We start from the raw sequence: 16,917 nt of genomic DNA on the forward strand, positions 1-16,917 counted from the left end.
CCGCGGTTGCTATCGCCGACCGGGTAGCGTGAACGCGTTATATGTTATTTGATCACTTCTCGCGATCCACCGCTTTCCTACGTGAAGCCGTTGCAGCCGATCGGGCTGCACGGCTTGATCCGTTTGTACCCCACCAACATTTAGCGCAAGCTGCCCCGACGCCGCTGAAGCCTTCGCCAGCCGATGGCGCTGAAAACTGCTACCGCAGCGGGCTGATGCTGCCCGATTTCGCGGCAAACATCGCACAACATTAGGGTTGCCAATCGGAACTGCACAGAAATTGCGTGCATCCACCCGACGTCTATTACGCGACATTTCTCGAGGTTTCGGGAAACATTCCGCAGAAGCACTCTTCGAGCCTGTGGAAACGTTGTTTGAAACAAGACGGATGGCATGTCATTTGCGACGCGATCGAAAGCGAGAACGCCCCCCCAGCTGTCTTACAAATTTCCAAGATCTTCGTGGACAGCCTGTTGCGAAAGCGATAGATTGGGTTAACAGCTCGCCCCCCACCTTGCCAGCCTTTGTGGTTTTCCGTCACCACTCCCACCTCAAGCTGCGACAAAATATGACACACCGCGATCTCGATCGTTTGCGACGAACCGTCACACGATGCTGTTTCGCCCTGCTCGCTCCGCTGGTTCTGTTCGGGAACGTTCATGCTGTTGAGTCCGAACCGACAGTCAGCTTCATCAACGATGTCGTCCCCGTGTTGACCAAGTCGGGCTGCAACACCGGCGTCTGCCACGCGAAAGCTGGCGGCGGGCAGAACGGTTTCCAGTTGTCGCTGTTCGGTTTTGAGCCGCAGGAAGATTACGACCACCTGGTGCTCGAAGGCCGCGGTCGTCGCCTGTTCCCGACCGATCCCGAACGCAGTCTGTTGCTAGTCAAAGCTGTCGGAGAGGTTCCCCACGGCGGCGGTGTTCGCTTGGACCCAAAATCCGAAGGCTACGCCACGTTGCGGCGCTGGATCGCTCAAGGAGCTCCAAATTCAACCGGTGCCGAACCGACGCTCACGTCGATCGAAGTCCTGCCGGGGCACGAAACGGTCGCCGCCGGATCGCAGCAACAACTCAAATCGATAGCCCACTATTCCGACGGCAGCAGCCGCGACGTGACGGAACTGGCCGTCTACGAATGCAACGATCGCGCGATGGCCGAAGTCAGCGAGACCGGGTTGGTGCGGACCGAATCAATACCAGGCAAAGTTGCCGTGATGGTTCGCTACCAAGGTCAGGTCGCTGTCTTTAACGGCTCGATCCCGCTTGGGGCTCCAGTTCCCCAGCTGCCCGAATCGCGTAACTTCATCGACGACTTCGTCTTCGGCAATCTGAAGACGCTCGGCATTCCGCCATCTCCGGTTTGCGACGACGCCACGTTTATCCGCCGCGTCTCGTTGGATATCGCCGGTCGCTTGCCAACCGACGAGGAATCGCGAGCCTTCCTGGCAAACGAAGCTGCCGACAAACGCGATCAACTGATCGACGATCTGCTGCAGAGTCCCGACTACGCCGACTACTTCGCGAACAAATGGACCTCGCTGCTGAAGAACCGCCGCGACGGTGCCAGCGATATCACTTCGAACTTCGCATTCCACGCCTGGATTCGCGACAGCCTGCTGGCCAACACGCCCTACGATCAACTCGCTCGCGAACTGCTGGCGGCAACCGGTACGATTATCGCCAACCCACCGGTCGCTTGGTACAAGCGAGTCAAACAACCCCAGGAACAGATCGAGGACGTCGCCCAGTTGTTCCTTGGCGTTCGGATGCAATGCGCCCAGTGCCATCACCATCCGTTTGAACGCTGGAGCCAAGACGACTATTACGGCTTGGCCGCCTTCTTCAGCCAAGTCGGCCGCAAACCGACCGACACCCGCGGCGAGGATCTGATCTTCCATAAGCGAGGCATCGCCGGATCGAAGAACATCAAAACCGGAATGACAGTTCGCCCCGCCGCTTTGGGCGACGACGTTGGCGAGATCCCCGCCGACGAGGACCCACGGTTACGCTTGGCGAATTGGATGAGTCGCCCCGAGAATCCGTTTTTCGCCAAAGCGTTGGTCAATCGCTACTGGAAGCACTTCTTCGCCCGCGGCTTGATCGAACCTGAAGACGACATTCGCGACACGAACCCGCCGACCAATCCGGAGCTGTTGGCCGCGCTGGAAGAGAATTTCCTCAGCAGCGGATTCGACCTGAAACAACTGGTTCGCACGATCACGCAATCCAACGCGTATCAACTGTCCGCGACGCCGAACGAACACAATCTCGCCGATCGCCAAAACTACTCCCGCTTCTACCCGCGGCGGATGCAAGCCGAAGTGATGCTCGATTCGATCGACCAATTCACCGGCGCGACGACTTCGTTTGCCAATCTCCCCGCCGGGACCCGCGCGATCGCATTGCCTGACAATAGCTACAACCGGGCCTCGCCGTTCCTGAAGGTCTTCGGTCGTCCCGAGAGTAGCAGCGTTTGCGAGTGCGAACGCGTTCAATCAGCTTCGCTGGCGCAGAGTCTGCATCTGTTAAACGCTGCCGACATCAAAGGCAAGCTCGCGACCGCCAACGGCCGCGCCGACCGGTTGTCCAAAGCGGACGCTTCCGATACGGAAAAGATCACCGAACTCTATCTCGCTGCCTTCGCTCGCCCGCCCCGCGAGGAAGAGCTTCAAATCGCACTTGACTATCTAGCCCAACCGTCGGTCGACGCCGACGGCAAGCCAATCGACGCCAAGGTCGCCGCCCGGAACAATTACCAAGATCTGGTTTGGGCATTGATCAACACCAAAGAATTTTTGTTCAACCACTAAACGGAAGCACAAAATGCTGAAGAAATTTGCGATCGCCTCGGCATTGATCGCCGTCGTCACCTCGACCTCGATGGCCCAATCGGTCTGTCTGCCCGCGCCGCGTCTGTTGACCACGATGCCGATGGGGGGCCAAGTTGGCAGCGAGTTCGATGTTGCGATCACCGGCCAAACGATCGAGAACACCGATCAATTGTTGTTCTCCAGCCCGAAGATCACCGCGACACCCAAGCTGGACGCGTCTGGCAAACCGGTCGCCAATCAGTTTGTCGTTTCGATTGCCGCCGATTGCCCTCCGGGAATCCATACAGCGAGGGTGATGTCCCGTTTGGGAATCTCGTCAGCTCGCGTCTTCACCGTCAGTGATCTCCCCGAAGTCACGCAGACCAAACCGAGTGCATCGGTCGAAACAGCGATGCCGATCGAAATCAACAGCATCTGCAACGCAACTCTTCCCGTCCGTGCAGCGAACCACTATTCGTTCTCCGCGAAGAAGGGTCAGCGATTAGTCGTCGATTGCGCGGCCCCGGGGATCGATTCGAAAATGAATCCCGTTCTAATCTTGGCCGACGCCCAGGGACGCGACATGTTAGTCGAACGACGTGGCGGTGCCCTGGATTACACCGTCCCAGCCGATGGCGACTACATGGTCAAAGTCCATGACCTGACCTTCAAGGGAGGAGCGGAATGCTTCTACCGACTGGCGGTTCAAGAAGTCCCCGCCGACGCGCCACTTGCACGCCTGCCCAGCACTCGCGGCGTCGGCAGTTTTTCCTGGCCGCCAACTGGACTGGCCGCCGAAGCGTCAGCATCGGAGACCGAACCAAACAACGATCGCGAAACGGTTCAAGCGATCACGCTGCCGTGCGACATCGCGGGCAGTTTCTTCCCCGCGGCCGATGTCGATGCCTTCGAATTCACCGCCCAAAAGGGAGAGGACTGGTGGGTCGAAGTCGCTTCGGAACGACTCGGTCGCCCCACCGATGCTTCGATCATCGTTCAACAGGTGATCGGCGAAGGAGCCGATGAAAAGCTAGTCGATCTGGTCGAACTGTCCGATATCGCCAGTCCGATCAAACGCTCCAGCAACGCCTACGCCTACGACGGCCCGCCCTACAATGCCGGTTCGACCGACATCCTTGGCAAGATGGAGATCAAAGAGGACGGAAAGTATCGTCTGCAGATCACCGATCTGTTTGGCGGAACGCGAAACGATCCCAACAACGTCTATCGATTGGTCATCCGGCAAGCGGAGCCCGATTTCGCTGTCGTCGCTTGGCCACTGCACATGGTCCTGCGGAACGGTGACCGCAACGCACTCTCCAAACCGCTAGCGCTCCGCGGTGGATCGACCGTCGCGTTGGAAGTGGTCGCCGTGCGACGCGACGGCTTCAACGGTGAGATCGAATTGACTCTGGAAAATCTCCCCGACGGTGTCACCACCGCCGGCCTGAAGATTCCCGCTGGCAAGGCGCGTGGTCTGATGCTGGTCACCGCGCATCAAGACGCGCCACGTGGCCTTACGATGGCGAAGTTCACCGCGACGGCAACCATAGGCGACAAACCGGTTACGCATCCGTGCCACGTCGCATCGGTCGCGTGGCCTGTGACTAACGCCTGGTCGGAAATCCCCGCTCCACGATTGTTAGCCGATATCCCCGTCTCGGTTGGCGGATCGGAGTTTGCCGCAATCACGATCGCTCCGACCGAAGAAAAGGTTTGGGAAGCCAAGGCGGGTGAAACGCTGACGATTCCGCTGCAACACGTCCGCCGTGGTGAATTCTCCGGCACGCTGTTGGGCCTGCGAACGATGGGCGCCGGATTTGAAGGCGTCCCCAAATTCGACCTCAAGCTGAACGAAGACGCCTCCGAAGCAGTCCTCGATCTGGCCAAGTTGAAGACGCCGCCTGGCGATTACACGATCGCATTCTACGGCAGCGCGGTTGCCAAGCACCGCGACAATCCCGATCGATTGGTCGCCGCTGAAACCGCCCACGCGCAGGCACAACAAACCGTTAACGACCTAACGGCCGAGGTGACGCGTCTAGCCAACGAAACCGCAACCGCTTCCGCCGCCCAAAAGGCCGAATCGCAAAAGCTTGCCGATGCGGTGGCGGAGCAAAAGAAAGCTGCCGAAGCAGCCTTGGCCGCCGCAGCAGCGGAGCTTGCGAAAGCAAAGAAGTCGACGCAGCCAAAAGATATCGCCGATATCGTCATCTCTCAACCGATCTCGATCCGTGTTAGCCCAGGTGAATCCAAATGAGCAACCCGAAAACAAAGCCCTCCGAAATGCATTGCAGTGGCCCACGGAACTTTGGCCCCGGCAGCCGCCGCAGTTTCATGCGGTTGGGACTCGCGGGATTCGCCAGCATGAGCCTGCCCGGAATCATGCGACTGCAAGCGGCCAGCCCGCTGCCCACGCAAACCGCTGACGGCAAAGCGCGAAAAAAGACCGCGGTGATCATGGTCTGGCAGCCAGGCGGCAACTCGCACATCGACACTTACGATCCCAAGCCGTTGTCGGGCAGCGAATATCGCGGCCCGTTTAACACGATCCCGACCAAAGTTCCCGGGATGCGGTTCACCGAACTGCTGCCTCGCCAAGCAGCGATCGCCGACAAGTTCACCGTCTTGCGCAGCATGTACCAAGGGGCTGGCGGCCATCCCGCCGGTTCGATGCAACTGCTGTCGGGCGATTCGGACACACGCGACAAACCGAAACCGCGGTTGCCCGATTGGATGTCGGTCGCCAATTACCTGCGATCCAAAGAGGGCCCGCGGACCAATCCGCTGCCCGCGTACGTCGGCGTTAATCCGCCACTCCAATACAACGGACCGGCATACCTGGGCGATGCCTACTCACCTTTTTCGGTCACCGGCGATCCAAACTCGCCCAAGTTCGTGGTCCCTAACATCGGCCTAACCGACGCCAACCAAGTCGCGCGGCTGGGACGACGAACAACGTTGCGGCAGCAACTGGATACGCTGGAACGATCGTTCGATCATTTTGGCGAGATGGAAGCGTTGGACGAATTCGAAACCCAGGCGATGACGCTGCTGACCAATCCCAAAACGAAAGACGCTTTCGATCTCACGCAAGAGGACGATCGCACGCGGGATCGCTACGGCCGCAACGCCTGGGGGCAACAACTGCTGCTCGCTCGCCGTTTAGTCGAAGCGGGCGTGGAGGTTTTGACGAGCAGTCTCCGCGGACCTCTGTGCGGTCGCGTCAATAACTGGGATGACCACGCGGTCAACCACCATATCTTTGATGCTCTGCGTTTCCGCGCCGACGCGTACGATCAAGCGGTCACGGCACTGATCGAAGACATCTACGAGCGTGGGCTGGACGAGCGCGTGATGGTCGTTGTCACCGGCGAATTCGGCCGGACTCCCAAGATCTCGCATCAACCGAGCACCGGTGCCGGAAACGCAAGCGCTCCGTCGGGAACGAAGCAGCCCGGCCGCGACCACTGGCCGCGCGCCTTCTCCAATATCTGGGCCGGCGGCGGAATCGAAACAGGTCGTTTTATCGGTGCGACCGATAAACGTGGCGAAGATGTTGTCGAGCGGCGTTGTGGCCCCGGCGACTTTTTGGCAACGATCTACCATCATCTGGGAATCGATTCCAAGAGCGTCTTCATCGAAGACTTTAATGGCCGACCGACACCGATCGTCGACCATGGTGCTCCGATTCCCGAACTGATGGGATAGTTCAATCCGGCCAATTCGAAACACGATCATGCCCCAGGATGTTCTGCGTCCTGGGGCTCTTTCATTGAATAGGCTAGCGAATCCTGGGGTTTAATGGTCTATGTGATTGGCGTTCAACAGCCGTCCGCTTTCGTTCCCACTTGCCATCCGGACGCTTTCCTCCACGCCAATCGAGACCGAAGCGTACACTCCGCTTTACTTGGCTCAATAAAATTTTTTCCATTCTCGCGCCCGCTCCGTTACAACTTCAAGCCTGTTAACCGGCGGCAGTTTCACCTGTTCCGATCGATTTTGCGATCTATGTTTCCAGGTGCCCCTGCCAGATTTGTGCTGAAGGAGTGCTCGCCTTGTGGATTTATTTTGAACGTGCAGCGGAGATTATCGCCGCCCAACCGGTGCTACCCGCATCGATTTTGTTGGCTTTCCTTGTCGCCTACTCGATCGTTTCCCTGTTTGGGCTGATCGATCTCGACATGGACGCCCCCGATTTCGATTTCGACGCCGATTTCGATTTGGGTTCGGCCGGCGGTTTTGGAATGCTCACGTTTCGATGGTTGAATCTAGCCCAGATTCCAATTGTAATCTGGGGAGGGCTCTTTACACTACTTTGGTGGATCACGTCAGCCGTGTTGTGGGTGACGTGGGATGCTTCCGATTACCAAGCGAATTGGTGGACCGGCGGGCTGCTGTCAGCTCGTTCGGCCGTAATCGGCGTGGTGCTGACCAAGTTTACGACCGAACCGATGAAGAAGTGGTTCGTGACCGCGCGATACAACGCGGAGATGTTGCTTGGTCAAGTCTGCCAAATTTGCACCGGCCAAGCCGACACCGACTTTGGCCAGGCTCGATTTAAAACGGACGCGGCGCCGTTGTTGTTAAACGTTCGCACCGACGGGGTAACTTTGAAAAAGGGTGACCTCGCCACAATTATCGACTTTGATCAAGAACGCCGGATATACACGGTAACCGCTATCGACGACGAGGTTCAAGCAGATGAGTAGCGTTTTGGTTTTGGGTCAGTTCTCTGACCATTGGTTTATCAACGGCATCGCGATCCTTGCGGTCGCGATCATCGGATTGCTCTTTCTGCTGGCCAGTTTCGCCGCGATGGCGAACCAGTTCTACCGCAAGGTCGGCCCCGACGAGGCGATCGTTCGAAGCGGTTGGGGCAAAATTCGAGTCGCCACCGGCAACGGTATCTTTGTCGTTCCAGTGATCCATCAATACGAGAAGATGGACCTGACCTTGAAGAGCTTCGAAATCGCCCGCGAAGGTTCCGAGGGTTTGATCTGCCAAGACAACATCCGCGCAGACATCAAAGTTGCCTTCTTCATCCGCGTCGACAAGAGCGAAGAAGAGATCCGCGAAGTCGCGCAATCGATCGGCGCCAAACGCTGCAGCCAGATCGATACGCTGCGTGAACTGTTCGACGCCAAGTTCAGTGAAGCTCTAAAAACCGTCGGCAAGCAGTTTGACTTCGTCGACCTGTACGACAAACGCGATAACTTCAAGGATCAGATCCTGAAAGTCATCGGTACCGATTTGAACGGCTACCGACTGGACGATGCGGCGATCGACTTCTTGGAACAGACGCCGCTGGAATTGCTGAACCCCAACAACATTCTCGATGCCGAGGGTATCAAGAAAATTACCGAATTGACCTCGAAAGAAAAGGTCAAAGAGAACGCCTTCACGCGTGAAAAAGAGAAGACGCTGAAGCAACAGGACGTCGAGGCGGAAGAGACGATTCTGCAGCTGGAAAAGCAACGCATCGAAGCTAACGAAAAGCAACAACGCGAAGTCACCGAGATCTCCGCTCGCGAACGCGCCGCGGCCAAGAAGGTTCAAGAAGAACAACGGCTGGAGTCCGAACGAGCTCGGATCACGACCGAAGAGGAACTGGGCGTCGCCAACGAAAACAAGGAACGCCAGGTCTTGGTCGCATTGCGTGCCAAGGAACGCACCGACGGGATCGAACAGGAACGCGTCCTGAAGGATCGCGAATTGGAAGCGACCGAGCGTGAACGCGTCGTCGGCATCGCTCAAGTCGAAAAAGAGAAGGCGATCGAAGTCGAGAAGCGGAACATCCAAGAGGTCATCCGCGAACGCGTGGCCGTCGAACGAGCCGTCGTCGAAGAACAGGAAAAGATCAAGGACACCGAAGAGTTTGCGGCGGCGGACCGGCTGAAAAAGGTTCAGATCACCGCGGCGTCGATGACCGCCGAAGAATCGTTGATCAAAGAAACCAAGGCGGCCGAAGCGGCCAAGATGGCGGCCGAACTGTTGGCCGACAAGATCCGCATCGAAGCCGAAGCGTCTCGCGACCGTTCGGAAAAAGAAATGCAAGCGGCCAAGATGACGGCCGAAGCCGATGCAGCGAAAGCCGCAGCCAGCGGATTGGCTGAAGCCAAGGTGCAAGAAGCCCGCGCCGCATCGATGGAAAAAGAAGGCACCGCCGAAGCGGTCATCATCGAAAAGAAAGCTGTCGCCGAAGCGAAGGGTATCGAAGCCCGTGCGACTGCGATCGAGAAGGAAGGCTTGGCCGAAGCCAACGTCATGCAACAGAAGTACAGCAGCGAAGCGACCGGTATCACCGAGAAGGCCGAAGCGATGAAACTGCTGGACGGTGTCGGCAAAGAACACGAAGAGTTCAAGCTCAAACTGGACAAGGACAAGCAGGTCGAGATCGCGGCGATCGACGCACAACGCGGCATCGCCGAATCGCAAGCCGGTGTGGTTGGCGAAGCACTCAAAGCCGCTCGCATCGACATCGTCGGTGGCGATGGCGAGTTCTTCGACCAGATCACTTCGGCGGTCAAGGGTGGCAAGGCGATCGATCGCTTTGTCTACAACAGCCGCGTAGCGACCGACGTCAAACAGACCTTCTTCAACGGCGACCCCGATTATTTTCGGGACAACCTGATGGACCTGGTCAACAAGTTCAACCTCAGCACCGACGACATCAAGGATCTTTCGATCGCCGCCTTGATCGCCAAGCTGATGGGACTGGCCAATACCGATGAAACCCGCAACCAACTGGGCAGCCTGTTAGGGATGGCCAGCACCGCTGGGATCACCGAACGCAAGGTCGGTAAACTGGAAGCGAAGCCGTTGCAGAACGGGGCGAAGAGCTAACCAGCTGACAGCCCGATCGCCCCGAGGGATTCCCTGGGGGCGGTCGTCATTTTTTGCACCATGCTTCCACGCCGTTGCATCGACGTTTTCTGCCCAGCCGACGGAGCATCGCCTCCGCTCGCGCTGGCAAACGCGTTTGCTGACAGCCCAACAAACGTTGGCCGCCGCGGCTCTCAGTCAATCGAACACCGCCGCCCCATCGGGACGCCGCACCGCACGGGGATGAACGAACACCTATGAGCGAAACAAAACTTGCTGCCGGAACGTACGAGATCCTCCGCAACCGGATGCGCGATGCGGCTGGTGATCTCCGTTCGCGGTTGGACCAGCTCAACGCCGACCGCTCCGAAGTCTTCGGCAACATCGACACGGTCCTGCTGGCGACCGAGCGAATCACCACTGAACACAACTGTGTGCCGCGCGATCTGTTGCCCGTCGGCAAGCATTTCCTGTTTGGATACAACGTCCAATTTGGTCTGAAGACCGAAACCCATCTGAACGACGTCTTCGCCGTCTATCGTTTCGAAGACCACCAGTTCCACGAAGAGTCGCTCGAATTGATCGGCGACGAACGTTTCGAACGCGACTTCCACGAGATCTATCGCTACTACAAAGGAGCGGCGTTCGCGAAGTTCTTTCAGACCGGCCCGTTCGTCCACATGGTCTTTCGCGTCGGCAAAAATCCGTCCGATATCAAGACATTCAAATGGCGGATCCAAGCCAATCAACTGCAATACATCGATAACCGCAGCGATCACGAGGTCCGATACCCGCCGCAGCACGAATTCCTTTGGAAGCGGACGACGCGCGATCAACACGTCGCTGGCGTGCATCCCCATATCTCGATCGAAGACCAAGTCTTTGTCGAAACCGTTGGCGGCGACCTTACGATCAAAGTCGAAAACAGTACGCAAAGCGGCCGCGGAATCTACGCCGAACCTGTCGATAACGCCGACCAAACACTCGACGATGCGGAAACCTATTACGCATTGTTGGGCAATCTGATCCTACTGAAGATCCTCCCCTATCAAGAGCGCAACTACCGCTATCTGCTGTACAACGCCAAGATCCAAAAAGCGATGCGGTTGGATGCGATCGAGCACTCCTGCGTCCTGTTGCCCGACGATCACGGGATCATCTTCCCCGACGGCTATTACCTGCAGACCGGCGAATACAAGATCTTCGACCACGGCCTGACCGATCTGATCTATGAGAAGACGATCGCCGCCCCCAACGGCGAAGACTTCATCTATCTGTTCTACAATCGCGCCAGCGGTGCCTATGTTCAACTGCGTTACAACCTGATCCGGCAACAAGTCGAAACGCCATTGGTTTGCCATGGCCAAGCGTTTTTCCACGCCGGCGAAATGGTTTGCTTCAAAGGACAAGACGACCAACCGCAGAAGCACCACGCGCTGCAGATCTGGCAAACGCCCTTTGTCGGATCCGACTTCGTCCCCGACAGCAACACCGATTCGCTGCTCTACAAGATCGGCAACAAAGAACTTGTCCGCGGGATGGCCGAATGCCATGAGATCCTGCAGCTGGTCGAGAAAGACGATTCCTACGAGGGTCTGTACGTCGATCTCGTCAAAAAGACTTCCGACATCCTCGACAGCTACTTTTGGTTAGACAAAGCCGAAACGCATCACCCCGATCAACCGCTGCGAGCGATCGGCGAGGCATCGAAGAGTGCTGTCGAAGAGTTTGAAAAAGTAGTCCGCCTGCGCCGCGAAACCGAAGCGGCAACCGTCGTCGTCGAAGAAGCGGTCACCGAGTTGCTCAAGGCGATCGACCGATCGCGTTTCGAAGCCGTCGATGCCTTTGTCACGCGACTCGCCGAACTGCGGACGCAGCGTGGCCACGCGATTGGGCTCCGCGAATTGCGGTACGTCGACGAAGAACGTATCGAGAAACTGGAATCGCAAATCGGCGAACAAGCCGATCGGCTGAGCCGCCGCTGTGTCGAATTCATGTTGTCCGACGGGGCGTTGGAACCGTACGAGGCGCGGGTCGAAAAAGCGGCTGCGTCCGTCCAAAGCATCGAAAAGGTGACCGACGCAAAGCGGCTGGAAAAGGATATCGACGAAGCCGGCAGCCAATTGGAACTGCTGACCGAAACCGTCAGTAACCTGCAGATCGAAGATACGACGAAGCGGACCGAGATCATCGATGGAATCAGCGACGTCTTCGCTTCGCTGAACCGAGTGCGTAGCGCTCTGAAGGCTCGCATGGGCGATCTGGTCCGGACCGAGGGACGCGCCGAGTTTGCATCGCAGTTGAAACTGTTGGATCAAACCGTCAACGGTTACCTCGACGTCTGCGATTCGCCTGAAAAGTGCGACAACTACCTGACCAAGGTGATGGTCCAACTGGAGGAACTCGAAGGGCGATTCGCCGAATTCGATGAGTTTGTTGGCCAGTTGGCGGAGAAACGCGAAGAGCTTTACAACGCGTTTGAATCGCGGAAAGTTCAGCTTGTCGAAGCCCGAAACCGCCGTGCCGAAGCGCTCGGTTCAGCTGCCGATCGGATCCTGAAAGGGATCGCATCGCGGATGAAATCGTTCGACACTGTCGACACGATCCATGCCTATTTCGCCGCCGACCTGATGGTGGAAAAGGTCCGAGGCATCGTCAACCAGCTGACGGAATTGGACGATACCGTCCGCATCGAAGACATTCAAAGCCGACTGAAGAGCGTCCGCGAAGATGCGATCCGGCAATTGAAGGATCGCCAGGAACTGTTCGTCGACGGCGGCACCGGGATCAAATTGGGCAAGCATCAATTCGGCGTCAACACCCAGACGTTGGATCTGACGACGGTGATGCGGAACGATCAACTGAATCTCCACCTGACGGGGACTCAGTTTTTTGAACCGCTGTCGCATCCCGATCTCGATGACGTCCACGACTTGATGAATCAGGAAGTGGTCAGCGAAAACCGCGATGTCTACCGCGGCGAGTACTTGGCCTATGCACTCTACAATGAACTGTCGCAGCCGGCGCGGCGAAAGCACGTTGCGAAAGATTCCGAAACATCGCAGGACGACGACGCGGCAGAGGAAGCCGCCGAATCGAACCGCGACGACGATACCGCGCCGCACATGGACAAGCGGACTTTCGAAAGACTATCCGAAGCCGAACAGATTCGTTGGGTGCAACAGCAGATGTCGGGGCGTTACTCCGAAGGCTACGCCAAGGGTGTTCACGACCACGACGCGGCGAAGCTGTTAGCCGCCTTGCTGAAGATCGACCGCACGATCGGTCTCGCCAAACATCGCCCCGACGTCCGAGCGGCGGCTTGGTATTGGTGGTCGCATCTGTTGATCGGCGGCACGCGGAAGATGTACACCGGCTGGATCGGGGGCTTTCAAAAATTGGCCCAGGCGTTCCCACAAGCCCAGCCGGCCGTCGAGTTCCGCGCCCGTTTGACCGCGGAAATCGCTGACGATCCGACGTTCGCTGACCTCTTTGCCGATGTCCGGCCCGAGGAAGCTGCCGCCTACCTATTCGATCAATTGGTCGACCCCAGCGATCTCCCAGTCGTTAGCCGTCGCGCGGCGCGGTTGTATGAGGATTTTTGCGAACACGTTGTCGGGGAAGAGCGGCAGAGTTTGGTCGCCGCGGGCCTAAAAGACAACGCCAAACAGCCAGCCGAGTCGATGGTCTTGGCTCGCAACTGGTCTGCAGCATTTTTGGCAATGCATGACGATCACGACGGACTCGATTCGAACGATCTCTATCGCGACGAACTGGCGCGGCTGCTGATCGACGGTGCTCCCGATCCGGCTCAGATCTCCGACGCGCACGTCGCGGTCGAACTGACGAACCTCGCTGGCGCCCATCGCCGCATCAACAAGGGGCAGATGACGCTCCGCTATCACGACATCTTCCAACGCTTGGGACACTTCACGCGTGAGACCGTTCCGCGTTTCCAACGTTTGCACGACACGAAGCAGCGTCTGGTCGACGAGGCTCGCGACGCGATGAAGCTGGAAGAGTTCCGGCCGCGGGTCCTAACCAGCTTTGTTCGCAACCGCTTGTTGGACGAAGTCTATCTGCCGATGATCGGCGACAACCTGGCGAAACAGATCGGCGTGGCGGGCGAAGGGAAGCGGACCGATCGGATGGGCCTGCTGCTGCTGATCAGTCCTCCCGGTTACGGCAAGACGACCCTGATGGAATACATCGCCAATCGGCTGGGGATCATCTTTATGAAGATCAACGGCCCGGCGATCGGTCATGGCGTGACCTCCTTGGATCCCTCGGAAGCTCCCAACGCCGCGGCTCGCGAAGAGATCGAGCGGCTGAATCTGGCGCTCGAAATGGGAGACAACGTGATGCTATATCTGGACGATATCCAGCACACGCATCCCGAACTACTGCAGAAGTTCATCTCGTTGTGCGATGCGACGCGAAAGATCGAAGGCGTTTGGAAGGGCAAGACGCGGACCTACGATTTCCGCGGCCGACGCGTTGCCGTGGTGATGGCCGGAAACCCGTACACCGAAAGTGGCGATCGCTTCCAGATCCCGGACATGCTCAGCAATCGCGCCGATGTCTACAACCTCGGCGAGATCATCGGCGATTCGGCTGAAGCGTTCGAGATGAGTTATCTGGAGAACTGTCTGACCAGCAACACCGCCCTGCAACCGCTGGCCAGCGCGAGCCCTCGCGACGCCCGAACGTTGATCCGCGCGGCAACGCTTGGTTCGATGGAAGGGATCGATCTGGAGAGCAACCTGTCGATGGATCAGGTTCGCGAGATGTACAGCGTGCTGCGGAAACTGATCAAGGTTCGCGACGTCGTGCTGCGAGTCAACCGCCAATACATTCGGTCGGCCGCCCAGGCGGACGCCTACCGCACCGAACCGCCATTCAAATTGCAGGGAAGTTACCGCAACATGAACCGTATCGCCGAAAAGGTGGTCGCGGTGATGAACGACCAAGAACTGCAATCGCTGATCGTCGGCAACTACGAACAGGATTCGCAAACGCTGACGACCGACAACGAATCGAACGTTCTGAAGTTCAAAGAGTTGATGGGAATCCTGACTCCCGAAGAAGCGGAGCGTTGGGAAGCGATCAAGTATGCGTTTTCCGAAAGCGTCCGTTTCCAGGGGCTCGACAGTGGCGATCAAGTCGGCCAATTGATGAAACAGTTGGGCGGATTGCGCGACGGATTGGAATCGATTCGCCGCGTGATGGTTCAAGCCGTTGCCGGCAACGACAACTCGCAAACCGATCGGCTGCACGATGAACTGGCTTCGTTGCGCAATGGGATGCTGGCCGTTGGGCAACAGTTGAGCGAGACGCTCGGCAGCACCTCGACCCAGCTGACGACCCTCGCTCAACAAAACTCGTCCGGCCCACCGCCTCAAAAAGTAATGGTCCAGCACAAAGTGCCGCGCGTGATGTTGGATGTCGTCAAAACGCAGTTCCAATTGATGCAGCAATGGATTCCATTGTTAACCGCCGTGGGAACCAAAGGCCCCGAATACGATAACATCGCCAAAGCTGTCGACGCGTGTCTAAAAGACTACCAACGTCTGCAAGAAGATCTCACGTCGGCGGCGAAGCCGGGGAAAGCGAAGAAATAACGTACCGGTCCACTTTGCGTGTTCCGTCTTGGCGTACTGATACCAGCGCGCGAACCACTTTAGCGTTTGGCGATTATGGCGAGGCGAGCAACGCCCAACAAACCCGAATGCCGCGTTGGCGACAGAACGGACGGCCTGACCGCAATGGATAGACAAAACAAGTGGTTGGGAAGATTCAGTTGAGCCAAACGGCGTCTGCGGAGACAACAAACCTTCCGCAACCCTTTTCCTATTCCACGCTCGATTGCTGCTCCGCCTATTGGTTCGTCGTGGTGCACGGAGCATCGTCGTCCCTGGGCGGAGCGCTTCGCTCACTCAAGCAATGCTTGCGCGGCCTCTGGCGGTGCTGGCGGATAGACTTCGCCGGGATCGGGCAGTTGGAACTGACCGCTCAGCCATGGAATCGCGAGGTATCCCTTGAAGTAGTGATGCGCGGCATGCACGTTGGCGTAGTCCAGCCATTCGGTTGAACTCAGGCCCTCGGGGATCGTTTCGCCATCACGTCGATTCGCCGGATCATCGTATTGCGGGTAGTAGTGGATCGAAACGTTATCCGCTGCTCCGGCGATCTGATACGCCTTGCGCACGAGGTTCAATGAATGGGTCGGTCCGCCTTCGGTCACGATCAGTGGACGCGGCGCGATGGCGGCGACCAAGTCGGGATAGTCGAACCACTGCCACAGTCCCGGAACGGAGTGGCCTAACCAGTTCGCGCCGGGCCTGATCCCACGGTGGTTCGGCTTGGTACTGGCTTTTGCCCGTTCCCTCGTGGCGGCGAGGTAATCGTTCCACACGACGCCTTGGATCTGCGGGTCGAGCACGGCCAGCGCCAGCAGAGCCTCCGTTCCGAGTGAATGGCCACTTACGGCAATGCGTTCGGCGTCGACGTTCGGCTGCTCGCGCACCCACTCCAAAATCTGTAGCTTTTGGAACACAGAGAGGGCGATAAAGCTGCGTCCCATGTCGATCAGGTAGCGGGAGATTGTATTGCGATCGTCCATCGTGGTGCCTCGATAACGGGCCAGGTCGGACAGTTCTCCGGTCCCTGGATGATCGACCGCCACTGCGACAAAACCAGCTCGGGCATATTGCACCGCCTGCTGGTTACGCTGCGCGTGAAGCCAGCCATCATGATTGCGGTCATCGGGCTTGAATGCCGGCCCCAGCGGCGGCTCGCCGGCCAGATTCTCTTTGGTCCCCGATGAACCGGGGATGCACATGATCGCCGGTGCCGGATTTGCGGGTGTCGCGCTATTGGGGACCAGTACGAGGAAGGGAACGACGCTGCCCGGTTCGGGATAGAGTTCCCATTTCTGCAGCACATACCCTTCCCGTTTTCGAATCCAAAGCCTGCGTGGTTCGGGCTGAGCGACCGGTTCCGGGAAATTCATCAACTCCAGCAACTTGGCCCGCACCTGCAACTGCCACTGCGCGAATTCATCCGATGTGAACTCCGGGTCGAATGCCAGTTTCGGTTGCGAGTTCCGTAACAGATACTGCTGGAATCCCCGTGTACTCAAATGACGCCCGTCAGCGCGTCCGCTCCGTATTACGCTCTCTTTCTCGACGTCCAACTTCTGCCCCAACGCGGGCATAACCAGTGCAAACATCCACACAGCGGTGGCAACGGGACGAGAGATGGCGATCCTTCGCCTAGTC

The 16,917-nt window shown here is 58.0% G+C and carries 7 protein-coding genes; 6 read left to right on the forward strand and 1 reads right to left on the reverse strand.

The features are described from left to right. The first annotated feature begins 568 nt into the window (after nucleotides 1-568). The 6 genes from CA51_RS13770 (at nucleotide 569) to CA51_RS13795 (ending at nucleotide 15,258) form a co-directional block, all read left to right on the forward strand. Nucleotides 569-2,812 (forward strand): DUF1549 domain-containing protein, encoded by a 2,244-nt coding sequence (locus CA51_RS13770; RefSeq protein WP_145121507.1) that lies wholly within the window; start codon nucleotides 569-571, stop codon nucleotides 2,810-2,812. 13 nt (nucleotides 2,813-2,825) lie between these two features. Continuing rightward, nucleotides 2,826-5,072, forward strand: a complete 2,247-nt coding sequence (locus CA51_RS13775) for a serine protease (RefSeq protein ID WP_145121509.1) — start codon at nucleotides 2,826-2,828, stop codon at nucleotides 5,070-5,072. After that, on the forward strand, nucleotides 5,069-6,523 hold the full coding sequence (locus tag CA51_RS13780) for a DUF1501 domain-containing protein (protein WP_197451172.1): 1,455 nt from the start codon (nucleotides 5,069-5,071) through the stop codon (nucleotides 6,521-6,523). Before CA51_RS13775 ends, CA51_RS13780 begins: the two co-directional genes overlap by 4 nt. Before the next feature lie 347 nt (nucleotides 6,524-6,870). Continuing rightward, nucleotides 6,871-7,524: an OB-fold-containig protein gene (locus CA51_RS13785; RefSeq protein WP_145121511.1), complete on the forward strand. Its 654-nt coding sequence runs from the start codon at nucleotides 6,871-6,873 to the stop codon at nucleotides 7,522-7,524. Then, the gene (locus CA51_RS13790; protein ID WP_231745678.1) at nucleotides 7,517-9,658 is read left to right on the forward strand and encodes a flotillin family protein; all 2,142 of its coding nucleotides are present in this window, start codon (nucleotides 7,517-7,519) and stop codon (nucleotides 9,656-9,658) included. Before CA51_RS13785 ends, CA51_RS13790 begins: the two co-directional genes overlap by 8 nt. A 236-nt stretch (nucleotides 9,659-9,894) precedes the next feature. Beyond that, nucleotides 9,895-15,258, forward strand: coding sequence for a DNA repair ATPase (locus CA51_RS13795; protein WP_145121513.1), 5,364 nt, complete (start codon nucleotides 9,895-9,897; stop codon nucleotides 15,256-15,258). A 311-nt stretch (nucleotides 15,259-15,569) separates the two neighbouring features. Here CA51_RS13795 and CA51_RS13800 read toward each other — a convergent pair whose 3' ends face one another. After that, entirely contained in the window at nucleotides 15,570-16,868 is a 1,299-nt protein-coding gene (locus tag CA51_RS13800) for an alpha/beta hydrolase family protein (RefSeq protein ID WP_231746192.1), read from the reverse strand. Between the last annotated feature and the right edge of the window lie 49 nt (nucleotides 16,869-16,917).

The sequence above is a fragment of the Rosistilla oblonga genome, assembly GCF_007751715.1.
Classification (GTDB): Bacteria; Planctomycetota; Planctomycetia; order Pirellulales; family Pirellulaceae; genus Rosistilla; species Rosistilla oblonga.